Below are 19,580 nucleotides of genomic sequence, written 5' to 3' on the forward strand. Positions count from 1 at the left end.
GTCGACCGACGCGACGCGAGCGGTTGCTCGCACCGGTGCCGTGAATGCGGCCGGCGCGGGATCCGCACCAGAAGGACGCCGAGATGAACCCTGAGCGAATCGAGTCGAAAGCCCGGTGGGGGATGCTCGCGGTGCTGTGCGCGAGTGTCTTCCTGGTCATGATGGATGTGACCATTCTCAACGTCGCGCTACCCGCGCTGATCAGCGACCTGCGACCAGACCCGTTGACGCAGTTGTGGATTGTCGATATCTACTCGCTGCTGCTGGGTGGACTACTGGTTCTGTGCGGCGGTCTCGGCGACCGGATCGGGCGCAAGCGTATGTTCCTCGCCGGGTGGGTGGTGTTCGCGCTCGCGTCGGTGCTCGCGGCTACCGCCCCGGCCGCCTGGCAGCTGATCGCCGGGCGCGCCCTGTGCGCGATCGGTGCGGCGATGCTGATGCCCTCGACGGTGTCGATGATCCGCAATATCTTCACCGACGACCGCGAACGGGTGCGGGCAATCGCGGTCTGGTCCGCGGTGACCGGTCTCGGCGCGGCCGCCGGGCCCGTCGTCGGTGGTTTGCTGGTGCAGAACTACGGCTGGCGCGCGGCCTTCTGGCTCAACGTGCCGTGCGCGATAGTGCTGCTCCTGGTGGCGATTCCGCTGCTGCCGGAATTCCGTTCGCCGAGTCGCGGCTCGCTGGACTGGGTCGGCGCGGGTCTGTCGGTGGTCGGCATCATGACCCTGGCCTGGGGTATCAAGCACACCGCCGCTGGCGGTCTCACCTTCGGCGATGTCCTCGTGCTGGCATTCGCGATCGGGCTGCTGGCCTTGTTCGCCCGCCGTCAACTCCGCCTCGACGATCCGCTGCTGGATGTGCGTCTGTTCCGCCGTGGCCCGTTCACCGCGGCCACCATCGCGATCTTCGTGCCGCAGATCGCATTGGGCGCGATGCTGCTGCTGATCACGTTGTGGCTGCAGTACATTCAGGGCTACAGTCCCGTTCAGGCTGGTCTGCGGACCTTGCCGGTGGCCTTCGCGGCACTGGTCGGTGCGTTGGTCGCGCCGCGGATCATGGATCGGGCCGGAGTGCGAAAGACCATGGGCGCCAGTCTTGTCGCGGTCATCGCCGGGTTCGTGCTGCTGGGTTTCGCGCCGGCGCCCACCACCTATCCGACCATCGCTGTCGTGCAGATCGCGCTGGGTCTGGGTGCGGGGGTGGTGACCACCATCGCCTCGTCGGTATTGGTGGCCGCGGTGCCCGCCGACCGGGCAGGCCAAGCCGGAGCGGTGTCGGAAACCAGCTACGACCTCGGGCAAGGTGTCGGCGTCGCGCTGCTCGGCAGCATCCACGGCGCGATATTCGCCGCGCACATGACCGATCTACCTCTCACCGGCGCGGATCTGGATTCGGCACGTGGCTCGGTCGGAGGTGCGGTCGCGGTCGCGACGCGCGTCGGCGGCCAGACCGGGGAGGCGATCATGGATCAGGCGCGCGGTGCGTTCGACTCGGCATTGACCACGACCGCGTTCGTCGGAGCGGGCATCACCGTACTGGCGGTGCTACTGGTAGTGCGGCTGACACCGCGCGACTTCACGATGTCCACCAGCGGTGCCGAGCACAAGACGCGCAGTGAACTGGTCGACGGGTGAGACGGCATCATGCTGCCCGCCTGCCCAGGCTGTAGAGCAGTACCCCACCCGCGGCCCCGGCACCCAAACCCGCACAGATGGCGAAGGTTTGGACGAAGTAGGACACTCCCGACACGTGGAACAGCTCTATCACCAGCCCCTGGTACAGGGTGAGGCCGGGCAGCAGCGCACCCGTCAAGCCCACCAATGTCAGTGCCGACACCGGCAATCGGAGCAGTTCGGAACTGGCGGCGGCAGCGAATCCGAGCGCGATCGCCGCGATCGGCGACGACCACACCGGTGGCATATTCGCGAGGTGGATCAACGTCTGGTTGACCGTCGCCGCCAGCAGTCCGGCCGCCGCCGCGGCCGGAAAGAGGTTCCAGCCGCCGTGATTGAACACCGCGTTGCCCAGCGCACCGAGAATGGAGAAACACAACACCAGCCAGACCGGCAGCTGAGGCAGATCCGGGGAAATCGGATCACCGAGCGGAAACCGTTGGGACAGCGCCACAACCACTGTGCCGCCGATGGCGATTCCGGCCACGGCCAGCAGCGCCGACACCGCGCGGGCGGTGGCGGTGACATTGTCGGAACTGACACAGTCGATGGCGGTGGTCATCAATTGGGGGAGCGGTACCAGCAGCACCCATACCGTGGCGATGGCCACCGCGCTGTCGGTGACCGTGATGAGCGCGAGTGCGTGCGCGCCCGCGGCGAGCGCGGCGGCACAGGGTGTCTGGATCGCCAGCGCGTACAACCGCGGAATACCGGCCGCCGCGAGTCCGCGTCCCAGTATGGAAACCGGCGGCAAGATCACCGCTGCCGCGAACGCCGCGGCGGGCGTCCCGCCGACCTGCAACGCGATGCACAGCGCCAGCAGCGCGCCGCCGAGGGTGACGAACCACCACGGCCAAGGTTTCGGTCCCTGATCGGCGTGTTCCAGCAACCGCAAGGCGGTCGCCGGTTCGGTGCCGTCCACGATGACAGTGCGGGCGAGATCCTTCAATCGTTTCATCCGGTCGCAGTCGAAGCTGTCCAGATTCGCCGCCGCGACCGTCCATCCTTGCGGGAATCCGTCGTCGCCTCGGCATTCGACCCGCACGACCCGCCCCAGCCCGCTGACTATCACCTCCCGCAGCCCGAACGATCCGGCGCAGGCGGTGACCATTTGAGTCATCGGCTCAGTGGCGTACCCGGCCTCGAGCATGGCTGCCCCGAGCCGGGCCAGGAATTCCAGCTCGGTTCCCGCCCGGCGAGCACCCTGCGGTGTCGCTGTCACGTCTTGATCCTCGGTGACCGGTGGGCAGCTACCGAGCAGCCACGCCGGAACCAGGTCAGGTGGTCCGGCACGGGCGAGATCGTGTGCTGTGCCTAGACGACGGTATTCATGATGGTGCCCGCGCTGGTGGCGACCGCGCCGCCGGCCATGGCGCCGGCGATCATCTTCGGCGACTGCAGGCCGCCCCCGTTCCACTTCTCCCAGGCGAAGCGGCCGCCGCCGTAGGTGATGGCGGTGATACCGGACAGCTGGACCAGCCAGGTGAAGTAGCGGCCCATCTGCATCAGTTTGTCGGCCAGCGGCGGAGCTTCCGGTGCGGGGTTGCCGACGACCTGGGCGACGACGGTGTCTTGTAGCGCGCAGAGGATCAAGCTCATTGTCATGCTCCTTTAAGACGCTGCGGTGATGGGCTTGCCGAGGTGAAGAATTCGACGACGCTGCGGATTTTCTTCAGGCGATGCGACAAACAGTCATCGACAGGCTAAACGCAGCGGTGGCTTCGCGGCCGCCTTTGCGGCTTGAATTCGCCGAATTGCTTGCCCTCATCAGGGCATTCTCCGGGCAGTACAGAACGGGGCGCAGGGGTTGCCGCCTGTATGCTGCTGAATGATTCCGCGCGCTTGTTTGTTTCGGCTGAAAGGAAGAGGCGATGAGAACGGGAATACTGGTGTGCTGTGTGGTCGCGGCGGCGATTACCGGATGCGGTAGCGATTCGGATCAGGACTCCGCCACCACGACAAGCATGAGTGTGTCAGGACCCACGACCTCGGCCACCGCGCCGATCGATTTGGCGCACCACAACTTTCGGGTTAGCTACACCGACGCACTGGATGCCGCTCGCAAGAAATTCGACGGCACGGTGACGAAGGTCGAACTCGAACCGGAGAGCGTCAACGGCCGCGAGATATATGTGTACAAGGTCGAATTGATGTCGGATTCGCAGAAGTACGCCGCCCAGTTGTCGGCCGACGACGGTGGGTTCGTCACGGAGAAGACCGATGATCTGGATGCCGACGAGGTCGGTCGCGCGCGAACCGAGGATGCAGTCGACCTGGACGCCGCGGTGCCCCTGAACGAGGCGATGGACACGGCGACGAAGGCGCGTCCCGGCACCGTCGAGAAATGGAAGATCGAGGGCAAGAACGGTTCGGCGCAGTACGAGTTCGACCTCCGCACTCCGGGAGACGCCGATGAAGACTACGAAGTGCAGGTCGACGCGTACTCGGGCCAGTTGAAGACAGCGGGCTAAGTTCACCGCCCGGCCGGCCCGAGCCTCGACGGTTCGGGCGTCCGGCGACGCCGCGAACCTACCGTGGACGGCGAGATTCCTATTGCTCAGCCGCGCCCTCGCAGCTTGCGGGCTGCGGCCGAGACGTCGAGAGCTCCCCGCAGCATGCGCTTGGTATCCGTTGGGAGCGTAGGGAATTCGGAGCGCCGAAACCGGAGTCCGGCGCTGCACCGCGCTACCGACGCGATCGGCCCCGGGGCGAACAGATTCCCTGTGCGGTCCAGGGGAGCGGTCTGCTCGAGCAGATCACACGTTCTGATGTGCTTTTTCGTAAGCCGCGACCAATTCGGTCGAGATGCGCCCACGGCTGGAAACATCATGGCCGTGCTGGCGTGCCCACGCGCGGATTTTCGCGCTCTGTTCCCGGTCGACAGCCGGTCGCGGCGCGCCGGACTTGCTGCGCGGCGCCCGACCGACCTTGCGAGCGTGTGGCGTCCACTGTTCGAAAACGGCGCGCAGTTGTTTGGCATTGAGTGTCGACAAGTCGATCTCATAGGCGGCACCGTCCAGAGCGAACGACACAGTCTCATCGGCGCTGGATTCGCCGTCATAGTCATCGACCATTGTCACAACGACTTTGCGGGCCATGCGGTGTCCCTTCGAGGTGTACGAACCTTGGAGAACGAACGGTAGCGCTGCCGGAAGGAGATCGGCAAACCAGGGCGGCGTATACCCGCACGCGATCCGCGTGGCTTGCCGCAACCGCGGCCATCGCCAGAGAAAACCGACCGTACGGTCATGTCGGCACCACCTCGCCGGCAATACAATCCGATGGCCTGATGAATCGACTCCGGCACCTCGGCACCAGGGGTCGGCGCGCCACCGGCCATGGCGTCGGCTTAACCGGCATATTGCCGCTGGCGCATGCGCGAACTAGCCCGGACTCGGTTTCGGTGCCGACGCACGCTGCCGCCCGGCGGGATACCCGATCGGGATAGGGCGCTCGGTGGTGGAACTGTCCGGCTCGACCGGGGGTTACGAGAAGCGTTGTGTGCCTCGCGGCTTGGGCCGCGGGGGTTTACGGCGTGCCGCCGCCTAGTACTGACGGAATCGAGCACCGCGGGTGCGCGTAGGCATTCGACAAGGCGGGTCAGTTGATAATTCTGCACATACTGTCGCTCATTTCCTCGGAGCCCTTCGACGAGGTGACCGTGCCACTGGGCATCGGTGTTCTGGTGCTCATCGCCGGTATCGCCGCGTTCGCGATCCGCTACGCCAGGCGTCGCCGACGACATACCGCATTACCGACGGGCGCGGTGCTATCCGCGCATTCGAGGACCGTGACCGAATCGCGACGCGCGGCGGGACCCGCTGCCGAGCTGGCATTGCGGACTGCTCCGCGAGTCCAACACATCGCGGCGGACGATTTTCCCCTACTCCGCACCATGGTGATGGGAAGTACCGCCACCGCCGAACGCCTGATCGCGTTCGAACAGAAGAAGACCCCGATCGCCGATCGAGAAACGTTGATCGCGAATGCGATCGACACGCTGCGCCGTGACCGGCATCGACACGGTTGAGTGCACGCATAGGTCCGTGATTCTGCCAACCGAGACATATCGCGGGCATATGGAAAATCTCATACGCTCCGGCAACACGGCGCTGCTTTCACTGAGGGCATGAAACACTCAGCGCGACCTGGGCCGCTCCGGTCCGGACTTGCCGCCCGCACCGCGGCACCGGTCGGCGTCTCGGTCTTCCAGCCGCTTCCATCTCTGTCCCCGGCGGCGCGACTCCTCGATCTTCCGTATCGCGATGCGAGATCCCGCACCGACGGCACCGTTCTCCCCGGTTACCCGCTGTATGCCGACGACTCGAGGCAGCAGTGAGCGAACTAGTGGATCGGCGAGCAGATACGAACGCATCCGACTCAGAAGTCGTCACCCCGGGCGTGCGTTGGAACTCATTGGCGCGGATCGTCTTTCGCTTCTGTGTCGTCTATTTCGGCCTATACAACCTGCTCCTCAATTTCGTCCCTTTCACGGTGGTCGATCTGCTCGGCCCTTGGTTCCGCGGATACGGCGGATGGTGGATCACCTCGTGGACAGACCCCGTCACCGGTTGGGTGGGCAGCACGGTTTTCGGGGTCGACACGGCGCTGCATCAGGATTCCGGCGCCGGCGACCAGACAGCGGTGTGGGTGCTGATGTTCTGCGTCCTCGTCGTCGCGGTGATTTGCGCCGCGGTGTGGACGATTGTCGACCGTCGCCCGGCGCACCCCTGGTTGCTGGCGTGGTTCACGCTGTTCTTGCGGATGTCGCTGGGCGCGACGATGGTGAGTTTCGGGTTCGCCAAACTGATTCCGACGCAGATGCCAGGGCCGACGCTGGCCCAGTTGTTGCAACCGTACGGCGAGATGAGTCCGGCCTCGGTGCTGTGGTTACAGGTCGGCAGCTCGTATCCGTATGAGATGGCGATCGGCGCGGCGGAGGTCGTGGCCGGGCTGTTGCTGTTCGTGCCGCGGACCGCGGTGCTCGGTGCCGTGTTCAGCCTGGGAAGCACCGCGCAGATCCTGCTGGTGAACATGACCTACGACATACCGGAGAAACTGCTCGCCTCGCACCTGCTGCTGATCAGCCTGTTCCTGCTCGCCCCCTACCTGCGGCGACTGCTCGATGTCTTTGTGCGGCACCGTGCGTGCGATCCGCTGACGCAACCCGCGCTGTTCCCCGACGACCGGAAGAACCGCGTCGCGCTCTGGGTCACGGTGGCCATCGGACTATGGATCGCACTGAACAACGGCTCTGACCGCTGGCGGGTCTGGCAAGAACAGTACAGTCCGCACAGCCCCAAATCCGAGTTGTACGGGATCTGGGATGTCCGTGAGTTCACCTTCGACGGCCGACCCCGGCCCCCGCTGACCACCGACGAAATCCGCTGGCAACGATTGGTTTTCGACGACCCCCAGCAAGCCACGTATCAGGAGATGGACGGTGATCTCATCCCGGCCGAGGCGACCTTCCTCCCCAATGGGGTCCTCCAACTCGGCACGGCCGAAACTGACGGCCCCCGAATCCCTTTGGCGACGCTGTCGCACGAGCAACCCGCGCCGAACCAGCTGCTCCTGCGCGGCACTCTCCACGACCGCCCGGTGGTGGTCACCCTCGAACGCGTGGACCTGAACAGCTTTACCCTCCGTAACCGCGGTTTCCACTGGGTCCAGGACTACATCTACTTCCGATGAATCGCCTGGTGATAGAACTGCTTCGGTTCAATAGTCCGGGGCGTCGGCTACGCCGTGTGGGCGGGGTAGGAGGCGGATGAGCTTGCGCAGCAGCCTATTCGGCTGCACGGCGGGGTCCGCAGGCCCCAGTTTGGTCGCGCAGACCCGGCTCAAGCGCCGATCGCGCGGGCCAGGTGCGGCCAGGAGTCGTGCAGGTCGGTCTCGAACTGTCCCCAGGTGTGCGAACCCTCCGGCCGGTTGACGTGGATGACGGGCAGTCCGAGCTGGTTCAGCCGGGCCGCGAACGCCGCGGTGCACGAGCTCGCGATGGCCTCGACGGGCGGGAACGGCAACCCGCCCTCGTCGATAGCGCCGGGAGTACCTGTCGCGGCGGACAGATAGATGGTCTTCCCGGTCAGTGCCGCCGCGTTGGCGAAGGCGTCGTGCGCTTGCCAGCCCGCGCCGCCGGGCGGGCCCCACATGTTCGCCGTGTTGGCGCCGCCGCGACCGACCTGCGCGTTGATCATCGCGATGCCGAGCGTGTCCGCGGTCCACGGGCAGCCGCTGTAGGCCGCGACCGCGCTGTACAGAGTGCCGGACTGAATGGCCAGATCCACCGCCGAGCCCGCGCTCATCGACACCCCGGCGATCGCGTTGCGTCCGGTGCTGCCGAGCCGCGCGTCGAGCACACCGGGTAGCTCCTGGGTGAGGTAGGTCTGCCAGCGGTTCCGGCCGATCGCCGGGTCGTCGGCGACCCAATCGGTGTACAGGCTGAACTTACCGCCCACCGGCATCACCACGTTGACGTGCTTGTCCGCGAAGAACTCTCGCACATCGGTGTCGTCCCACCAGGAAATGCCGTCTTCACCACCGCCGATGCCGGTGAGCAGGTACAGCGTCGGCGCGGGGCCGCCGGCCGCGTGAATCACCCTGTTGCTGACCACTCGATCCATCGCGGGGGAGTAGACGTCGATCCGCGAGATGTTGTCGGCCAGTGGCGCCTCGTCCACCAGCCGGGCTTGCGCCGCCGCCGGACGAATGGCCATGAGGGAGAACACGAACGCCACCACCAACACCCCCGCGACCGAGGCCGCAGACTTCGAAAACGCCATAGTTCATCTATACCGCCCGGTGATCATGATGAAACCCCTTGCGCCGAAACGCGATCCAGGACCACTCGAAGCCGCTGTCGATCGCCCCGCTGAGCTGGACATGGCGGCCGGCCACGCAGCGGTCTCCACATCGAGGCTTTCCGATGGCCGCGACAGTGCCGTGCAAGAGCGACGCCAGGACGCGCGCCGACCATCGTTGCATGAGTCCACACTCGAAACGACTGCGCCGCATGGTCAATCGGCTCAACAAGTTGGTCACCTTGCTGCAGAAGCGTGGTGTCGTCTTTTCCGACATGCACATCCTCACGGTGGTCGGCCGTCGCACCGGCGAGTTGCGGGACGTGCCGGTCTCGGTGCTCGAGGTGGCCGGTGCGCGTTACGTCTTCCAGGCGTATCCGAAGTCGGCCTGGGTGGCGAACGTTCGGGCGTCGCCGACGGTCACGTTGACCCGTGGTCGGCGTTCCTCGGAGGTGCGGATGACGGAATTGGCCGTGCCGGAACGTCGTTCGCTGCTACGCGATCATGTCGCGGGCAACCCGACGAAACTGGGGGAGTGGTTTGTCAAGACCGGCCTGATCGAGGAAGGTACCCCGGACGGGCTCGCTGCCGCGGCCGAGCGCATCGCGATCTTCCGCGTCGATCCGGCGTGACCGAGGTGCCGTCGCCCATTCGGTCACCCCGTCAGTTCGAAAGGTTCTCGACCGTAACCGCCTCGATGCCTTCATCGGTCGGCAAGTCGAATCCGAATATCTGCGCGTAGAAGCTCAGTTCGGAGTCCAGCGCCCGGCGAATGTTCTCCGCCCGCCGGAATCCGTGCTGCTCGCCCTCGAAAAGCAGGTATGTGACGGGGATTCCGCGCTTACGCAACGCGTCGACGATCATCTCCGACTGGTTCGGCGGCACCACGGCGTCCTCGCTGCCCTGCAGGACGATCAGCGGGCTCCGGAACTGCTCGATGTGATGGATCGGCGAACGCTCCCGGTAGAGGTCGCGCTCGGCGGGGTACTCGCCGATAAGGCCGTCCAGATAACGACTTTCGAACTTATGGGTTTCGGCGGCAAGGGCCTCGAGGTCGGCCACACCGTAGTGGTCCGCGCCCGCCGAGAACGGCGAATCGGCGCGAGCCAGTGCGGCCAGGGTCGTGTAACCGCCCGCCGAGCCACCCCGGATGGCGAGCCGGCGCGGGTCGACGCGGCCGTTGTCCGCGAGCCAGCGGGCAGCCGCGATGCAGTCGGCCACGTCGACCACACCCCAGGCGTCTCGCAGCAGTTCCCGGTAGGCGCGGCCGTAACCGGTGGAGCCACCGTAATTAACATCGACGACAGCGAATCCGCGACTGGTCCAGTACTGAGTGCTCGATGCCAGCAGCGGCAGGGCCTGTGCGGTAGGACCGCCATGGATCATGACGAGCAGCGGCGGCAGTTCCCCGTCGGGCCCGCGGTACCGGGTACTCGTGGGCGGATAGAACAGCGCGTGCGCGCCGCGCGGCGCACCGTCGCGATCCGTGGAGGGAAACGAGATAGGTTCGGGGACAGAGATATCGGCGTCTCGAAGCCCGAGATCACGTGGCGCCCGCAAAGTTTCGACCTCGACCTGTGTGCCGACGAAAGTGATGCGATAGACGCCGAGTTCGCTGGTGGGCGTGCCCGCTACCACGACGACCGCGTTCCCGTCTGCCCGTTCCACCGCGGTGATCGCGGAGAACGGCAGCTTCACATCGGTCACCGAACCGTCCGGGCGTCGCACCGCGAGTCCGTCGTACCCTTCACGCCACCGGGCGAACACGATGCTGTCGTCGGCGAGCACAGCATAGCGCGCTGAACCCAACTGCCATGCGGGGACACCGATTTCGGCTTCGGTCTCGATCACTGCCTCGACGGTGCCCGCGGTTGTCCACCGGTAGAGGTTCCACCACCCGTTGCGGTCGGACAGGAACAGCAGCGAGCCGTCGGCCCGCCACCGCGGTTCTTGTACCGACTCACCCACCCCGCCCGCGACAATGGTGTCGGCGCCGGTCGCGAGGTCCCGCACCCGCAGGACGGTGTCGTCCCACGGCATGGACGGATGATCCCACGTGATGACAGCGAGCATGGAGCCGTCCGGACTCAACCGCGGCGCGACGACGAAATCAGGCCCACTGACCACCACTTCCGGCAGCGAAGGCCGATCCGCCGCCAGCCGCACGATCTCATTACGCACATCGACCGCGCCGCGCCCACCGACCGGATGGTGCTCCCGGATCGCCACCACCTCGCCACCGCCCGGGCCGAAAGCACCGTCGCCGTACCGATCACCGCGTGCCACGGCCGGCTCCGGCGTCAGCGCAACCGGCTCCTGACCCCGCTCGATCCGATACACCCTCTGGTCATCCCAGTTGACCACGAAAAGCACACCACCGCGCACCCACCATGCCGCCCCGCCGTATTCGTGCACAGCTGTCCTGGCGTTCATACCCTCGGGCAACAGATCGGTACGCGTTCCGTCGGGCGCGCACCGCACAATCTGCGTCCGCCCTCCTTCCGAGGGCCGACCCTCCGACCAGTACACATCGCCCCCGTCCACCCGCACCTCCCCGAGGCGCACCGCCGCACTGACGACGCTTTCGGAGGTGATCGAGGTCGGCCAGGATCCGAAGGGCAGCACGGTGATGGTCACCGGGACAGGGTAGCCAGTTGGCGCAGCGCGGGCGCGTTCCACCGCACTCGACCATGCGCGAGATGCGGTTTCCCTGGAATGTGCCCCTAGGAAGATGCGAAAACGCAACGAAAGATCATCAATCAACAACAGGCATCGTGCGGCACAACCGGTTACGTTGCAATCTGAACTATTAGGGGGCGACGTGAGACGCGGTCTCAGCGTTGTCGGCAGACTTCTCGCTAGTGGTGGCGGGTGTGATGCCGTCTTCAACCTCCCCTGTAGGCGCGGCGAGGATTTCAATAGTGGCCACTGGCGCCGCGCCGGATTGACTGTGCCCGCTAGTGCCTCGTCAAGCAACCTTCGGTAGGTAATCGGGCAGCCGGATCTTGGAGTTGACGGCGAAGTCGCGTTTGGGTCTGGCGTGCTGGTTGTGCCAGCGGATGTAGGCGCCGATGGCGGCGTCCTGCTCGCCGTGGCTGCGGTGGTCGGTGCCGTTGAGTGCGAAGTAACGTAGTGCCGCGAATTCGGACTCGATCCAGTTCAACCAGGATGAATAGGTCGGCAGGAACACCAGTTCCACGTCGTGGGCCGCGGCCCACTCACCGACCTCAACGCGTTTGTGCGGGGAGAAGTTGTCGGCGATCACGTAGAGCTTCTCGCCGGGCCAGCGGGCCCGCAGCGATTTCAACAACGCCAGAAACTCGATCCACCGCTTGCGATCTCGGATCCGGTAGTGGATTTTCCCGGTGGCCAGATCCAACGCCCCGAGCAGATGCCGGACGCCTTGGGTGCGGTGGTAGGTCGCCCGCAACCGTTTCGGTCTTCGCTGCCGAAACCAACCCCGACCGGCGCGGGGTTGCAAATTCAACGGCCCGAACTCGTCGACGCACAGCACCCGCCCGTCGGCGGGCGGCTGGTCGTAAAGCCCCAGGATTCGGTTCATCTTCGCGGTGAATTCCGGGTCGCGTCCGGCTTTCCAGGTCTTGTCCGCCTGCCACGACACACCCTCGGCCTTCAGGATCTTGCGCAGGGTTTCGCGGCTGATCTGCGCGATCTCGTTGACCTGCAGTACTTCTCGTAACTTCGACAGGCTCCAGGTCGAGAAGGGCCAGCCCAAGTCGCGGGGGCAGCACCGGGCGATACAGGCGATGCGTTCACGCGTCGCTCGATCGACCTTGCTCGGCCTGCCCCCGCTCCATTTTGGGTCCAATGCTTCGAACCCCCGTTCGTTGAACTCGTGGATCACTTGCCGCACATAGGCTTCGGTGACTTGCATCAACCGGGCGATCGCTGGGACCGGTTGCCGCTGGGCCGAGGCCATCACCACGATCGCGCGCCGCATCCTGACCGGTTGTCTGCTCGTCTTGGTGATCTTCTGCAATCGGCGTCCCTCGTCCGGGGTCACCGCTCGCACGAACACTTCCGGTTTTCGGGCCACCGGCACCACCTCCACCGGCAGCTTCGCTGCCGGCGTGCGGTCGAAGCAAACCGACACCCGGTTACCAGCCCAACCTTTCTGGACGAGGCACTAGCTCTCCTGGTACCGCACCAGCACCTGTTTCACGGCATCCGTCACTGGTGGTTCCTCGACCAGGCTGGTCCAAGTGTACGCGTCGTGTTCTGTCAGCTCCACAGGCTCAGCAGGACCGACCTGGACGGTGAAGTTGAACTGTCGGCTTTTCTTACCGCTGCCGGATTGGTAGTCGAAGTCGCCGAGGTAGTTCGCGATGGTGATGACGTCAAGGCCGGTCTCTTCCTTGACTTCCCGGATCAGGGCTTGATCGATGGATTCGCCGGGATCTACTTTGCCGCTGGGGAGCTCCCATATCCCGCCCATGAAATCATCGGTAGGACGTTGCAGCAGTAGCACTTTGCCATTGTGTTGGACGACTGCACCCACGACAAGTTGTTGTACTCCGTCGCGGTCGGCTTCGCGCATCAATTTCTCCAGAAGTGTGGTCTCGATCATCGAGTCCTAGCCTTTCAGGTCAGCGTGGTGGTTGATGACTTTGTACAGCGCTTCGATGTAGCGATCGACGAGCGCCAGGTCATCGTCTCGGTGCCAGACGGGAAGTTTCAGGGTGGCGCGGTGGAGCTCTTCGGCCCGTGGGTAGTCTCCCGGGGCGTAGGCCAGCTTGCCAGCGAAAGCGGGAAACAATGGACCTGGTTCCTGGAAAAGCGATAGTAGGTTCAGCGGGCAGGTCGATCCCGGCCGGTCGAACTCGTTGCAGCCCTCGGCTTGCAACGCGGCGTGGAAGCGCTCGATCGGCACGTCGTCGAAGAATTCGTCGTCGTAGAGAATCGTGAGTCCGTACCAGGCTGGCCGCGTGTGCGGTTCGTGCCAGGTAATCGTCAGGCCGGGTTCTCGCCGGAGTTCGTCGTGGATGTACTCGGCGATGCGCTGACGCCCTGCAAGGTAGTCATCCAGACGTGAAAGTTGTTCCAGTGCAAGGGCTGCGGCCAGTGGATGGATGCGATGTTTGAGTCCCGTGCCCGTCACGGCGTAGCGACTGAGGTCGGAGTCGGCTGGGATTTCGTTTCGGCAACGCTTGTTGTACTGGCCGTGCAGCAAGGCGCGGCAAAGGAGGCAGTAGCGCTCGGGATCCGTGCCGCTACCCAGGCTGGCCAGCTCGATCCCATCGCATCCAACACGAACTGCAGCGATTGGTCGCGGCTTCCTCCCGTCACCGCCGAATGCGCGACGTTGTGGAGCTGCGGGAGGTTATCACTCGCCGATTTACGACGGAAGCAAGGCCATGACCGCAACGACGGCATCCGAGGTTGTGCTGGCCAGGGCCGCTCGACGAGTCGGCCTCGAAGCGACTGGCCCCAAAATGATCCGCGAAGGATCCCATGCCATCTACCGGCTCGGCGGCATCGTGGCGCGAATAGGAAGACCGGGCAGCCTAGAGGATGCCGAGCGGGAGTTGCGAGTATCGCGATGGCTCAATGGTTCCGGCACTCCAACGGTGGAAGCGGTATCGGAGCTGCCTCAACCGATCGTTGTCGACGACCGCCCGGTCACTTGGTGGCAGCTAATTCCGGACCATCGTCCGGCCACACCGGCTGAGCTCGGAGCCATGCTCCGAGCGCTCCATAGCTTGAGACCGCCGGCCGAGCCAAAACTGTGCGAGTACGACCCGTTTGCGGATCTTCACGAGCGGTTGGCAACCGCGGACACGATTGACAACGACGACCGAAATTGGCTGCTGTCGCACTATGACGAGCTGTACCAGCGATATGACGAACTGCCCAAACCAGTGCAGCTCTCGGTAATTCACGGTGATGCCTGGCAAGGCAACCTGGTGGTACCGCCCTCCGGGATCTCAACTGTGCTGGATCTGGATAAGGTGTCGCTCGGCCGACCGGAATGGGATCTCATCCAGTTGGCTGTGGACTACGCAGATTTCAGGCGCGTCTCGACCGATCAATACCGGTCCTTCGTCCGGGCCTACGGAGGCTACGACGTCACCAGCTGGCCCACCTTTCGGCTATTTGCGGACATCCAGGAGCTGCGGTGGGTCGGATTTGCTCTCGATCGAGCCGGTACGAGCGAGCCAGCGGCTCAGCAGGCGACGCATCGGATTGCGTGTCTGCGCGGTGACATACTTCGACCGTGGCGGTGGGAGGCGATGTGAACGAGATCACTGTGAGCAGCGCCGGCACGTTCGTCGCGCTGTGCTGGACTGACCAGATCTACAAGCACACCGCGGATTCGAAACCCTCGTATGTCGCTGACTGACACCACCTTCCGGAGTTGCAGCAGCACAAGAAGACGCCAACAAACTTCGATGTCGTCGCGCACTCTCTCCGCAGCTGGCACGCCGTACCTTGTTACGAATGCCGGTCTAATGATTACTCCAGTACAGAGACCCGTCCTCTTACGTCCATGGTGCCGAGCCGACTGGATCGGGAGCGCCCCCGCAGGCTGTCCGTAGTTCCACGTGCCCTGTCCGGGCTGAGATGAATTCGAGGCCGTGCTGTCGGGCGATCGCCATATCGTGACGATCGTGCCGTGCGCCCCCGAGACCGAGGCGGCGTCGAGGGGCAGGCCACGCAACACTGACCGCTGGATCACGACACTAGGAGGCAGATGAGGAGCGATGAGGGGGGCTGGTATTCGTCGTGAAGCAAGGCGTTGGCTGTTACCGTCACTGGTCATAGCGAGGTCGTACTGGGGACGGGGCGGTGTAGTGATGCACGTAATCGCGGGCGTGGTAGTCATCGGACTGATCTTCTTGGTCATCGGGTGGATAGCCGAGAACTGGCTACCGATCGCAGCGCTCGCGGCCGTTGTGCTCGGGACGTGGGGTCTGGTGCTGCTGATCCGGCACATACGCATGACGCGCTACTTCGCAGGCGACGAATTTTTAGCCCATAAGGGCGCGATCGCTTCGTTCGTTGCCGAGCACAACGAACTTGCCCAGTACGTCGATGAGATACGCAGGCGAGGCACGTTCGCGCTGGGTGGGTCGGCCAGCGGAGCGCAGGCTCACCTCGCGGATTTTCAAAACACCAGCCGTCACAAATACCGGCGCGACCGGAACTTCGCTACTTATCAGACGCCGTTCGTACACAACTGCTCATTGCAGGTTGCCCGCAATGCGAGTACCGACCCAATTAAGTACGTCATGAAGTACTTCAACATCAAGGCCACCGAGAAAGACTTGACTGACGTGGAGACCTTGGGCGATGGCATAATTCGCCTCGAAGATGCCATCACCAACCTCGGCCAGCGCGAGGCCAGCATCACTCAAGCGGTCAACCCTCCCAAGTTCATCATGAAGCACTACGCAGACGAGTTCATGAAACACGTGGGGGTCGAATTGTCACCGATCATGGTGCCTTACCCCGTGTATATGTTCGAGTACATCAGTGCGGGCGGCAACAGCTCTCAGCGCACGACTGTCACGCTCGACCGAGAGACGATCGACGCGATGATCGAGACGATGTCGCAGAGGATCAAGTTCCGTAAGAGTGCGGCGGGTCAGAGGGCACTGATGACCTCAGCACTGCGGACGATGATCAAGGAGCGTGACAACTACACCTGTAGGTACTGCTCGATCTCGCTCGCAGCTGAGCCTCACCTACTCCTCGAGGTAGACCACATCGTGCCGGTGTCCAAGGGTGGGTTGACCGCGCCCGACAACCTTCAGACCTTGTGCTGGCGGTGCAACCGCACCAAGTCGAACAAGATCATTGGCAACAACGGAGCATTGGGGCCGCAGTGAGAGGTGTCATTGCTTCTCCCGGTCCGCGGCTTTGAGGAGTGGCGTTAGCCGACACCTCGCCCAACTGGCATTTCCCGGAGAGTTCGTGTTCTTCCGTTCCGGCGCGCCGCCGGTAGCCAGTCTCGACATACTTTGAATCAGCAAGTGGCCCAGCGTGTCTCAGTCCTGAGTCACCCGCTGCTGTAAACCGTAGATTCTGGCTTCGCTACCGGCCGGGCAATTGTTCGAGCTGGTGCCGAATGCGGTCTACGTCGTTCTGAGCATTGGCGCTGTGATTCGACGCCCCGGCAACTACCCGCTCCCGACCCGGTGCAGGCCGCGCGCCCGCACGAGACCGCTATGGTGCCTACGCCTGTACAGCCGCTGGTTGGAGCAGGGCTGAATTCTGACGTTCCAGCGTCTTGGCCGCGCCACTGCGCCAGCTCTCGGCGATCGCTGCCGACACGGGATCGGGAAAAATTTCCTCCGCTCCACTTTCTACTCCGTCGAAAATGGCGCGGGCGACGGACTGTGGAGAGACCTTCGGGATGTCCAAGCCTCGATTCATGTCGGTGTCCACGGGGCCGGGCAGGACCGCGTGCACGGTGATGCCCTGTCTGGCGAGTAGGGCGCGCAACGACTGGGACGTAGATTTCGGCTTCGCTACTGGCCGGGCAGTTGTGCGAGCTGGCGTCGAATGCGGTCTACGTCATTCTGAGCATTGGCGCTGCGAGACCGGATCTTCTCGACTACCGCTTCGGGAGCCTTCGCGAGGAATGCTTCATTGCCGAGTTTCTGCACCGCGGCATCGAACTCTTTCTCGGCGGCTGCGAGGTCCCTGTGCAGGCGACGCCGTTCTGCGTCGACGTCGATAGCGCGGGACAGATCCAGACAGACACGGGATACGCCGATCGGCACGGTCGCAGTCGGCTGGAAGCCTTCACCCGGTGCTTCGAGCCGCAGTAGCTGCCGGATCGCGGGTTCGTGGGTGACCAAAGTCTGAGGCAGTTCGAGAAGAGCGGGTACCGCTTGGCTGCTCCGCACGCCTTGTTCGGAGCGGAATCGGCGGACCTCGGTGACGAGCTCCTGCAACGCGGCGATTTCCGCCTCGGCGGCGGTGTCGCGGTAGCCGGTATCGGTCGGCCAGGAAGCGATGACGACCGATTCCTCACCGGTCAGTGTCGTCCACAGTTTCTCGGTCACGAACGGAATGATCGGGTGCAGCAGCCGCAACAGCGTGTCCAGGACGTGGCCGAGCACGCGCCGGGATGCCTCGGCAGCGGGACCGCCTTCGGTGAACACCGATTTCGACAGCTCGACATACCAGGCGAAGGCTTCGTCCCAGGCGAAGTGGTAGAGCGCTTCGGCGAGCTTGGCGAACTGGTAGTCCTCGAAGTAGGCGTCGGTCTCGGCGACAACGGTATTGAGCCGCGAGAGGATCCACCGGTCGACCGCAGTCAGGCTTTCCGCGGGCGGGAGCGGGCCGGCGGTGGTGGCTCCGTTGAGCAGCGCGAATCGTGTGGCGTTCCAGACTTTGGTGGTGAAGTTGCGGGCGCCCTCGACAGACTCTTCGGCGATGGGGGCGTCGGTGCCGGGGTTGGCGGCACGGGCGAGGGCGAATCGCAGGGCGTCGGTGCCGTAGCGGTCCATCCATTCGATCGGGTCGACCACGTTGCCGAAGGATTTCGACATCTTCTTGCCGTGCTTGTCGCGGACCATGCCGTGGAGCGCGATCGTCTGAAACGGTGGCTGACCGGTGGCGTAGATGCCGAACATCATCATGCGCGCGATCCAGAAGAACAGCAGGTCGTAGCCGGTGAACAGGACGCTGTTGGGGTAAAACTGTTCCAGGTCGGGAGTTTTGTCCGGCCAACCCATCGTGGAGAACGGCCACAGTCCCGAGGAGAACCAGGTGTCGAGGACGTCGGGGTCCTGGACCCAGCCCTCCGGCGCGGTCTCGTCCGGGCCGAAGCAGGCGACTTCACCGGCAGGTCCGTACCAGACCGGGATCCGGTGACCCCACCACAGCTGGCGGGAGATGTTCCAGTCGCGCAGGTTGTCGACCCAGGCGAAGTAGCGGCCGGCGAGCTCGGGCGGATGGATGGCGACGCTGCCCTCGCGGACGGCGTCGCCCGCGGCTTTGGCGAGCGGTGCGACTTTGACCCACCACTGCATCGACAGGCGGGGCTCGATGACGGTGCCGCAGCGTGAGCAGTGACCGACCGCATGCTCGTAGGGGCGCTTCTCGGCGACGATCCTGCCCTCGGCGCGCAAGGCTTCGACGACGCTGCTGCGGGCCTCGAAGCGGTCCAAGCCCTCGAATGGGCCCGCGACGGTGATGATCGCGCGCTCGTCCATGATCGTCAGTGACGGCAGGCTGTGGCGTTGCCCGATCTCGAAGTCGTTGGGGTCGTGGGCGGGAGTGACCTTCACCGCGCCGGTGCCGAACTCTGGGTCCACGTGTTCGTCGGCGACGACGGGGATGCGGCGTCCGGTGAGCGGTAGCGCGATGTCGCGGCCGACGAGGTGGCGGTAGCGGTCGTCGTCGGGGTGCACCGCGACGGCGGTGTCGCCGAGCATGGTTTCGGCGCGGGTGGTGGCGACCACGATCGCGTCCTCGTCGTCGCCGTAGCGGATGGAGACGAGTTCACCGTCGCGGTCTTTGTGGTCGACCTCGATGTCGGAGATCGCGGTCGCGCAGCGCGGGCACCAGTTGATGATCCGCTCGGCCCGGTAGATCAGCTCGTCGTCGTAGAGGCGTTTGAAGATGGTCTGTACCGCGCGTGAGAGACCGTCGTCCATGGTGAAGCGGTCGCGGTCCCAGTCGACGCCGTCGCCGAGGCGGCGCATCTGGTCGGCGATCATGCCGCCGGATTCGGCTTTCCACTGCCATACCCGCTGCTCGAAGGCGTCGCGGCCGAGGTCGTGGCGGGACTTGCCTTCCTTGGCGAGTTCGCGTTCGACGACGTTCTGGGTGGCGATCCCGGCGTGGTCCATGCCGGGCTGCCACAGGGTTTCGTAGCCTTGCATGCGCTTGCGGCGGGTCAGGGCGTCGATCTGGGTGTGTTCGTAGGCGTGGCCCATGTGCAGGCGGCCGGTGACGTTCGGGGGCGGGATTACCACGGTGTAGGCGGGTTTATCACTGGCAGCGTCGGCGCGGAAGTAGCCGCCCTCTACCCACCGTACGTACAGCTCGCCTTCGAGTTCTACCGCTACATAGGTGGTCGGCAGGGTCGTCGGGTCGCTGTTGTGGGGGTAGGTGTCAGTCACGATTG

General features: G+C 64.6%; 17 protein-coding genes. 7 read left to right on the forward strand and 10 right to left on the reverse strand.

Going from position 1 to position 19,580, the window contains the following annotated elements:
* Window positions 1–83 precede the first annotated feature (83 nt).
* Window positions 84–1,634 carry an MFS transporter gene (locus BJ987_RS21765; protein ID WP_209893168.1) on the forward strand — a complete coding sequence of 517 codons (1,551 nt, stop codon included), beginning with the start codon at window positions 84–86 and terminating at the stop codon, window positions 1,632–1,634.
* Between the two features lie 7 nt (window positions 1,635–1,641).
* Here BJ987_RS21765 and BJ987_RS21770 read toward each other — a convergent pair whose 3' ends face one another.
* Both BJ987_RS21770 and BJ987_RS21775 read right to left on the reverse strand, forming a co-directional pair.
* Window positions 1,642–2,895 carry a threonine/serine exporter family protein gene (locus tag BJ987_RS21770; protein WP_209893171.1) on the reverse strand — a complete coding sequence of 418 codons (1,254 nt, stop codon included), beginning with the start codon at window positions 2,893–2,895 and terminating at the stop codon, window positions 1,642–1,644.
* A gap of 92 nt (window positions 2,896–2,987) precedes the next feature.
* Window positions 2,988–3,272, reverse strand: a complete 285-nt coding sequence (locus BJ987_RS21775; RefSeq protein WP_209893174.1) for a hypothetical protein — start codon at window positions 3,270–3,272, stop codon at window positions 2,988–2,990.
* A gap of 272 nt (window positions 3,273–3,544) precedes the next feature.
* Between BJ987_RS21775 and BJ987_RS21780 the strand changes: the two genes are divergently transcribed.
* Entirely contained in the window at window positions 3,545–4,144 is a 600-nt protein-coding gene (locus BJ987_RS21780) for a PepSY domain-containing protein (RefSeq protein ID WP_209893177.1), read from the forward strand.
* A 285-nt stretch (window positions 4,145–4,429) separates the two neighbouring features.
* Here BJ987_RS21780 and BJ987_RS21785 read toward each other — a convergent pair whose 3' ends face one another.
* Window positions 4,430–4,771, reverse strand: a complete 342-nt coding sequence (locus BJ987_RS21785) for a histone-like nucleoid-structuring protein Lsr2 (protein WP_209893180.1) — start codon at window positions 4,769–4,771, stop codon at window positions 4,430–4,432.
* Window positions 4,772–5,277: 506 nt separating this feature from the next.
* On the opposite strand from BJ987_RS21785, the gene BJ987_RS21790 reads away from it, so the two are divergent.
* Window positions 5,278–5,703, forward strand: coding sequence for a hypothetical protein (locus tag BJ987_RS21790; RefSeq protein WP_209893183.1), 426 nt, complete (start codon window positions 5,278–5,280; stop codon window positions 5,701–5,703).
* A 371-nt stretch (window positions 5,704–6,074) separates the two neighbouring features.
* Window positions 6,075–7,367, forward strand: coding sequence for a DoxX family protein (locus BJ987_RS21795; RefSeq protein ID WP_209893186.1), 1,293 nt, complete (start codon window positions 6,075–6,077; stop codon window positions 7,365–7,367).
* A gap of 149 nt (window positions 7,368–7,516) precedes the next feature.
* Here the strand turns inward: BJ987_RS21795 and BJ987_RS21800 are convergent, their stop codons facing one another.
* A complete protein-coding gene (locus BJ987_RS21800) occupies window positions 7,517–8,458 on the reverse strand; it encodes an alpha/beta hydrolase (RefSeq protein ID WP_209893188.1) in 942 nt (313 codons plus the stop codon).
* A 200-nt stretch (window positions 8,459–8,658) separates the two neighbouring features.
* On the opposite strand from BJ987_RS21800, the gene BJ987_RS21805 reads away from it, so the two are divergent.
* The gene (locus BJ987_RS21805) at window positions 8,659–9,108 is read left to right on the forward strand and encodes a nitroreductase/quinone reductase family protein (protein ID WP_209893190.1); all 450 of its coding nucleotides are present in this window, start codon (window positions 8,659–8,661) and stop codon (window positions 9,106–9,108) included.
* A gap of 31 nt (window positions 9,109–9,139) precedes the next feature.
* On the opposite strand, the gene BJ987_RS38045 is transcribed toward BJ987_RS21805, so the two are convergent.
* The 4 genes from BJ987_RS38045 to BJ987_RS21825 form a co-directional block, all read right to left on the reverse strand.
* Window positions 9,140–11,113 carry a S9 family peptidase gene (locus BJ987_RS38045; protein WP_209893192.1) on the reverse strand — a complete coding sequence of 658 codons (1,974 nt, stop codon included), beginning with the start codon at window positions 11,111–11,113 and terminating at the stop codon, window positions 9,140–9,142.
* A 331-nt stretch (window positions 11,114–11,444) separates the two neighbouring features.
* Window positions 11,445–12,533 carry an IS630 family transposase gene (locus tag BJ987_RS21815; protein ID WP_307869710.1) on the reverse strand — a complete coding sequence of 363 codons (1,089 nt, stop codon included), beginning with the start codon at window positions 12,531–12,533 and terminating at the stop codon, window positions 11,445–11,447.
* 90 nt (window positions 12,534–12,623) lie between these two features.
* Window positions 12,624–13,064, reverse strand: a complete 441-nt coding sequence (locus tag BJ987_RS21820) for an NUDIX hydrolase (protein WP_209893194.1) — start codon at window positions 13,062–13,064, stop codon at window positions 12,624–12,626.
* Window positions 13,065–13,070: 6 nt separating this feature from the next.
* Complete coding sequence (locus BJ987_RS21825; protein WP_245366077.1) at window positions 13,071–13,667, reverse strand: DegT/DnrJ/EryC1/StrS family aminotransferase; 597 nt, start codon at window positions 13,665–13,667, stop codon at window positions 13,071–13,073.
* A 184-nt stretch (window positions 13,668–13,851) separates the two neighbouring features.
* Here BJ987_RS21825 and BJ987_RS21830 point away from each other — a divergent pair, with 184 nt between their 5' ends.
* Window positions 13,852–14,733, forward strand: coding sequence for a phosphotransferase enzyme family protein (locus tag BJ987_RS21830; RefSeq protein ID WP_245366078.1), 882 nt, complete (start codon window positions 13,852–13,854; stop codon window positions 14,731–14,733).
* A 558-nt stretch (window positions 14,734–15,291) separates the two neighbouring features.
* Window positions 15,292–16,326: an HNH endonuclease gene (locus BJ987_RS21835; protein WP_209898870.1), complete on the forward strand. Its 1,035-nt coding sequence runs from the start codon at window positions 15,292–15,294 to the stop codon at window positions 16,324–16,326.
* A gap of 346 nt (window positions 16,327–16,672) precedes the next feature.
* Here the strand turns inward: BJ987_RS21835 and BJ987_RS21840 are convergent, their stop codons facing one another.
* Both BJ987_RS21840 and BJ987_RS21845 read right to left on the reverse strand, forming a co-directional pair.
* Window positions 16,673–16,942: a Rossmann-fold NAD(P)-binding domain-containing protein gene (locus tag BJ987_RS21840; protein WP_209893196.1), complete on the reverse strand. Its 270-nt coding sequence runs from the start codon at window positions 16,940–16,942 to the stop codon at window positions 16,673–16,675.
* 26 nt (window positions 16,943–16,968) lie between these two features.
* The gene (locus BJ987_RS21845) at window positions 16,969–19,575 is read right to left on the reverse strand and encodes a valine--tRNA ligase (RefSeq protein ID WP_372446885.1); all 2,607 of its coding nucleotides are present in this window, start codon (window positions 19,573–19,575) and stop codon (window positions 16,969–16,971) included.
* Between the last annotated feature and the right edge of the window lie 5 nt (window positions 19,576–19,580).

It is taken from the genome of Nocardia goodfellowii (assembly GCF_017875645.1).
GTDB classification, from domain to species: domain Bacteria; phylum Actinomycetota; class Actinomycetes; order Mycobacteriales; family Mycobacteriaceae; genus Nocardia; species Nocardia goodfellowii.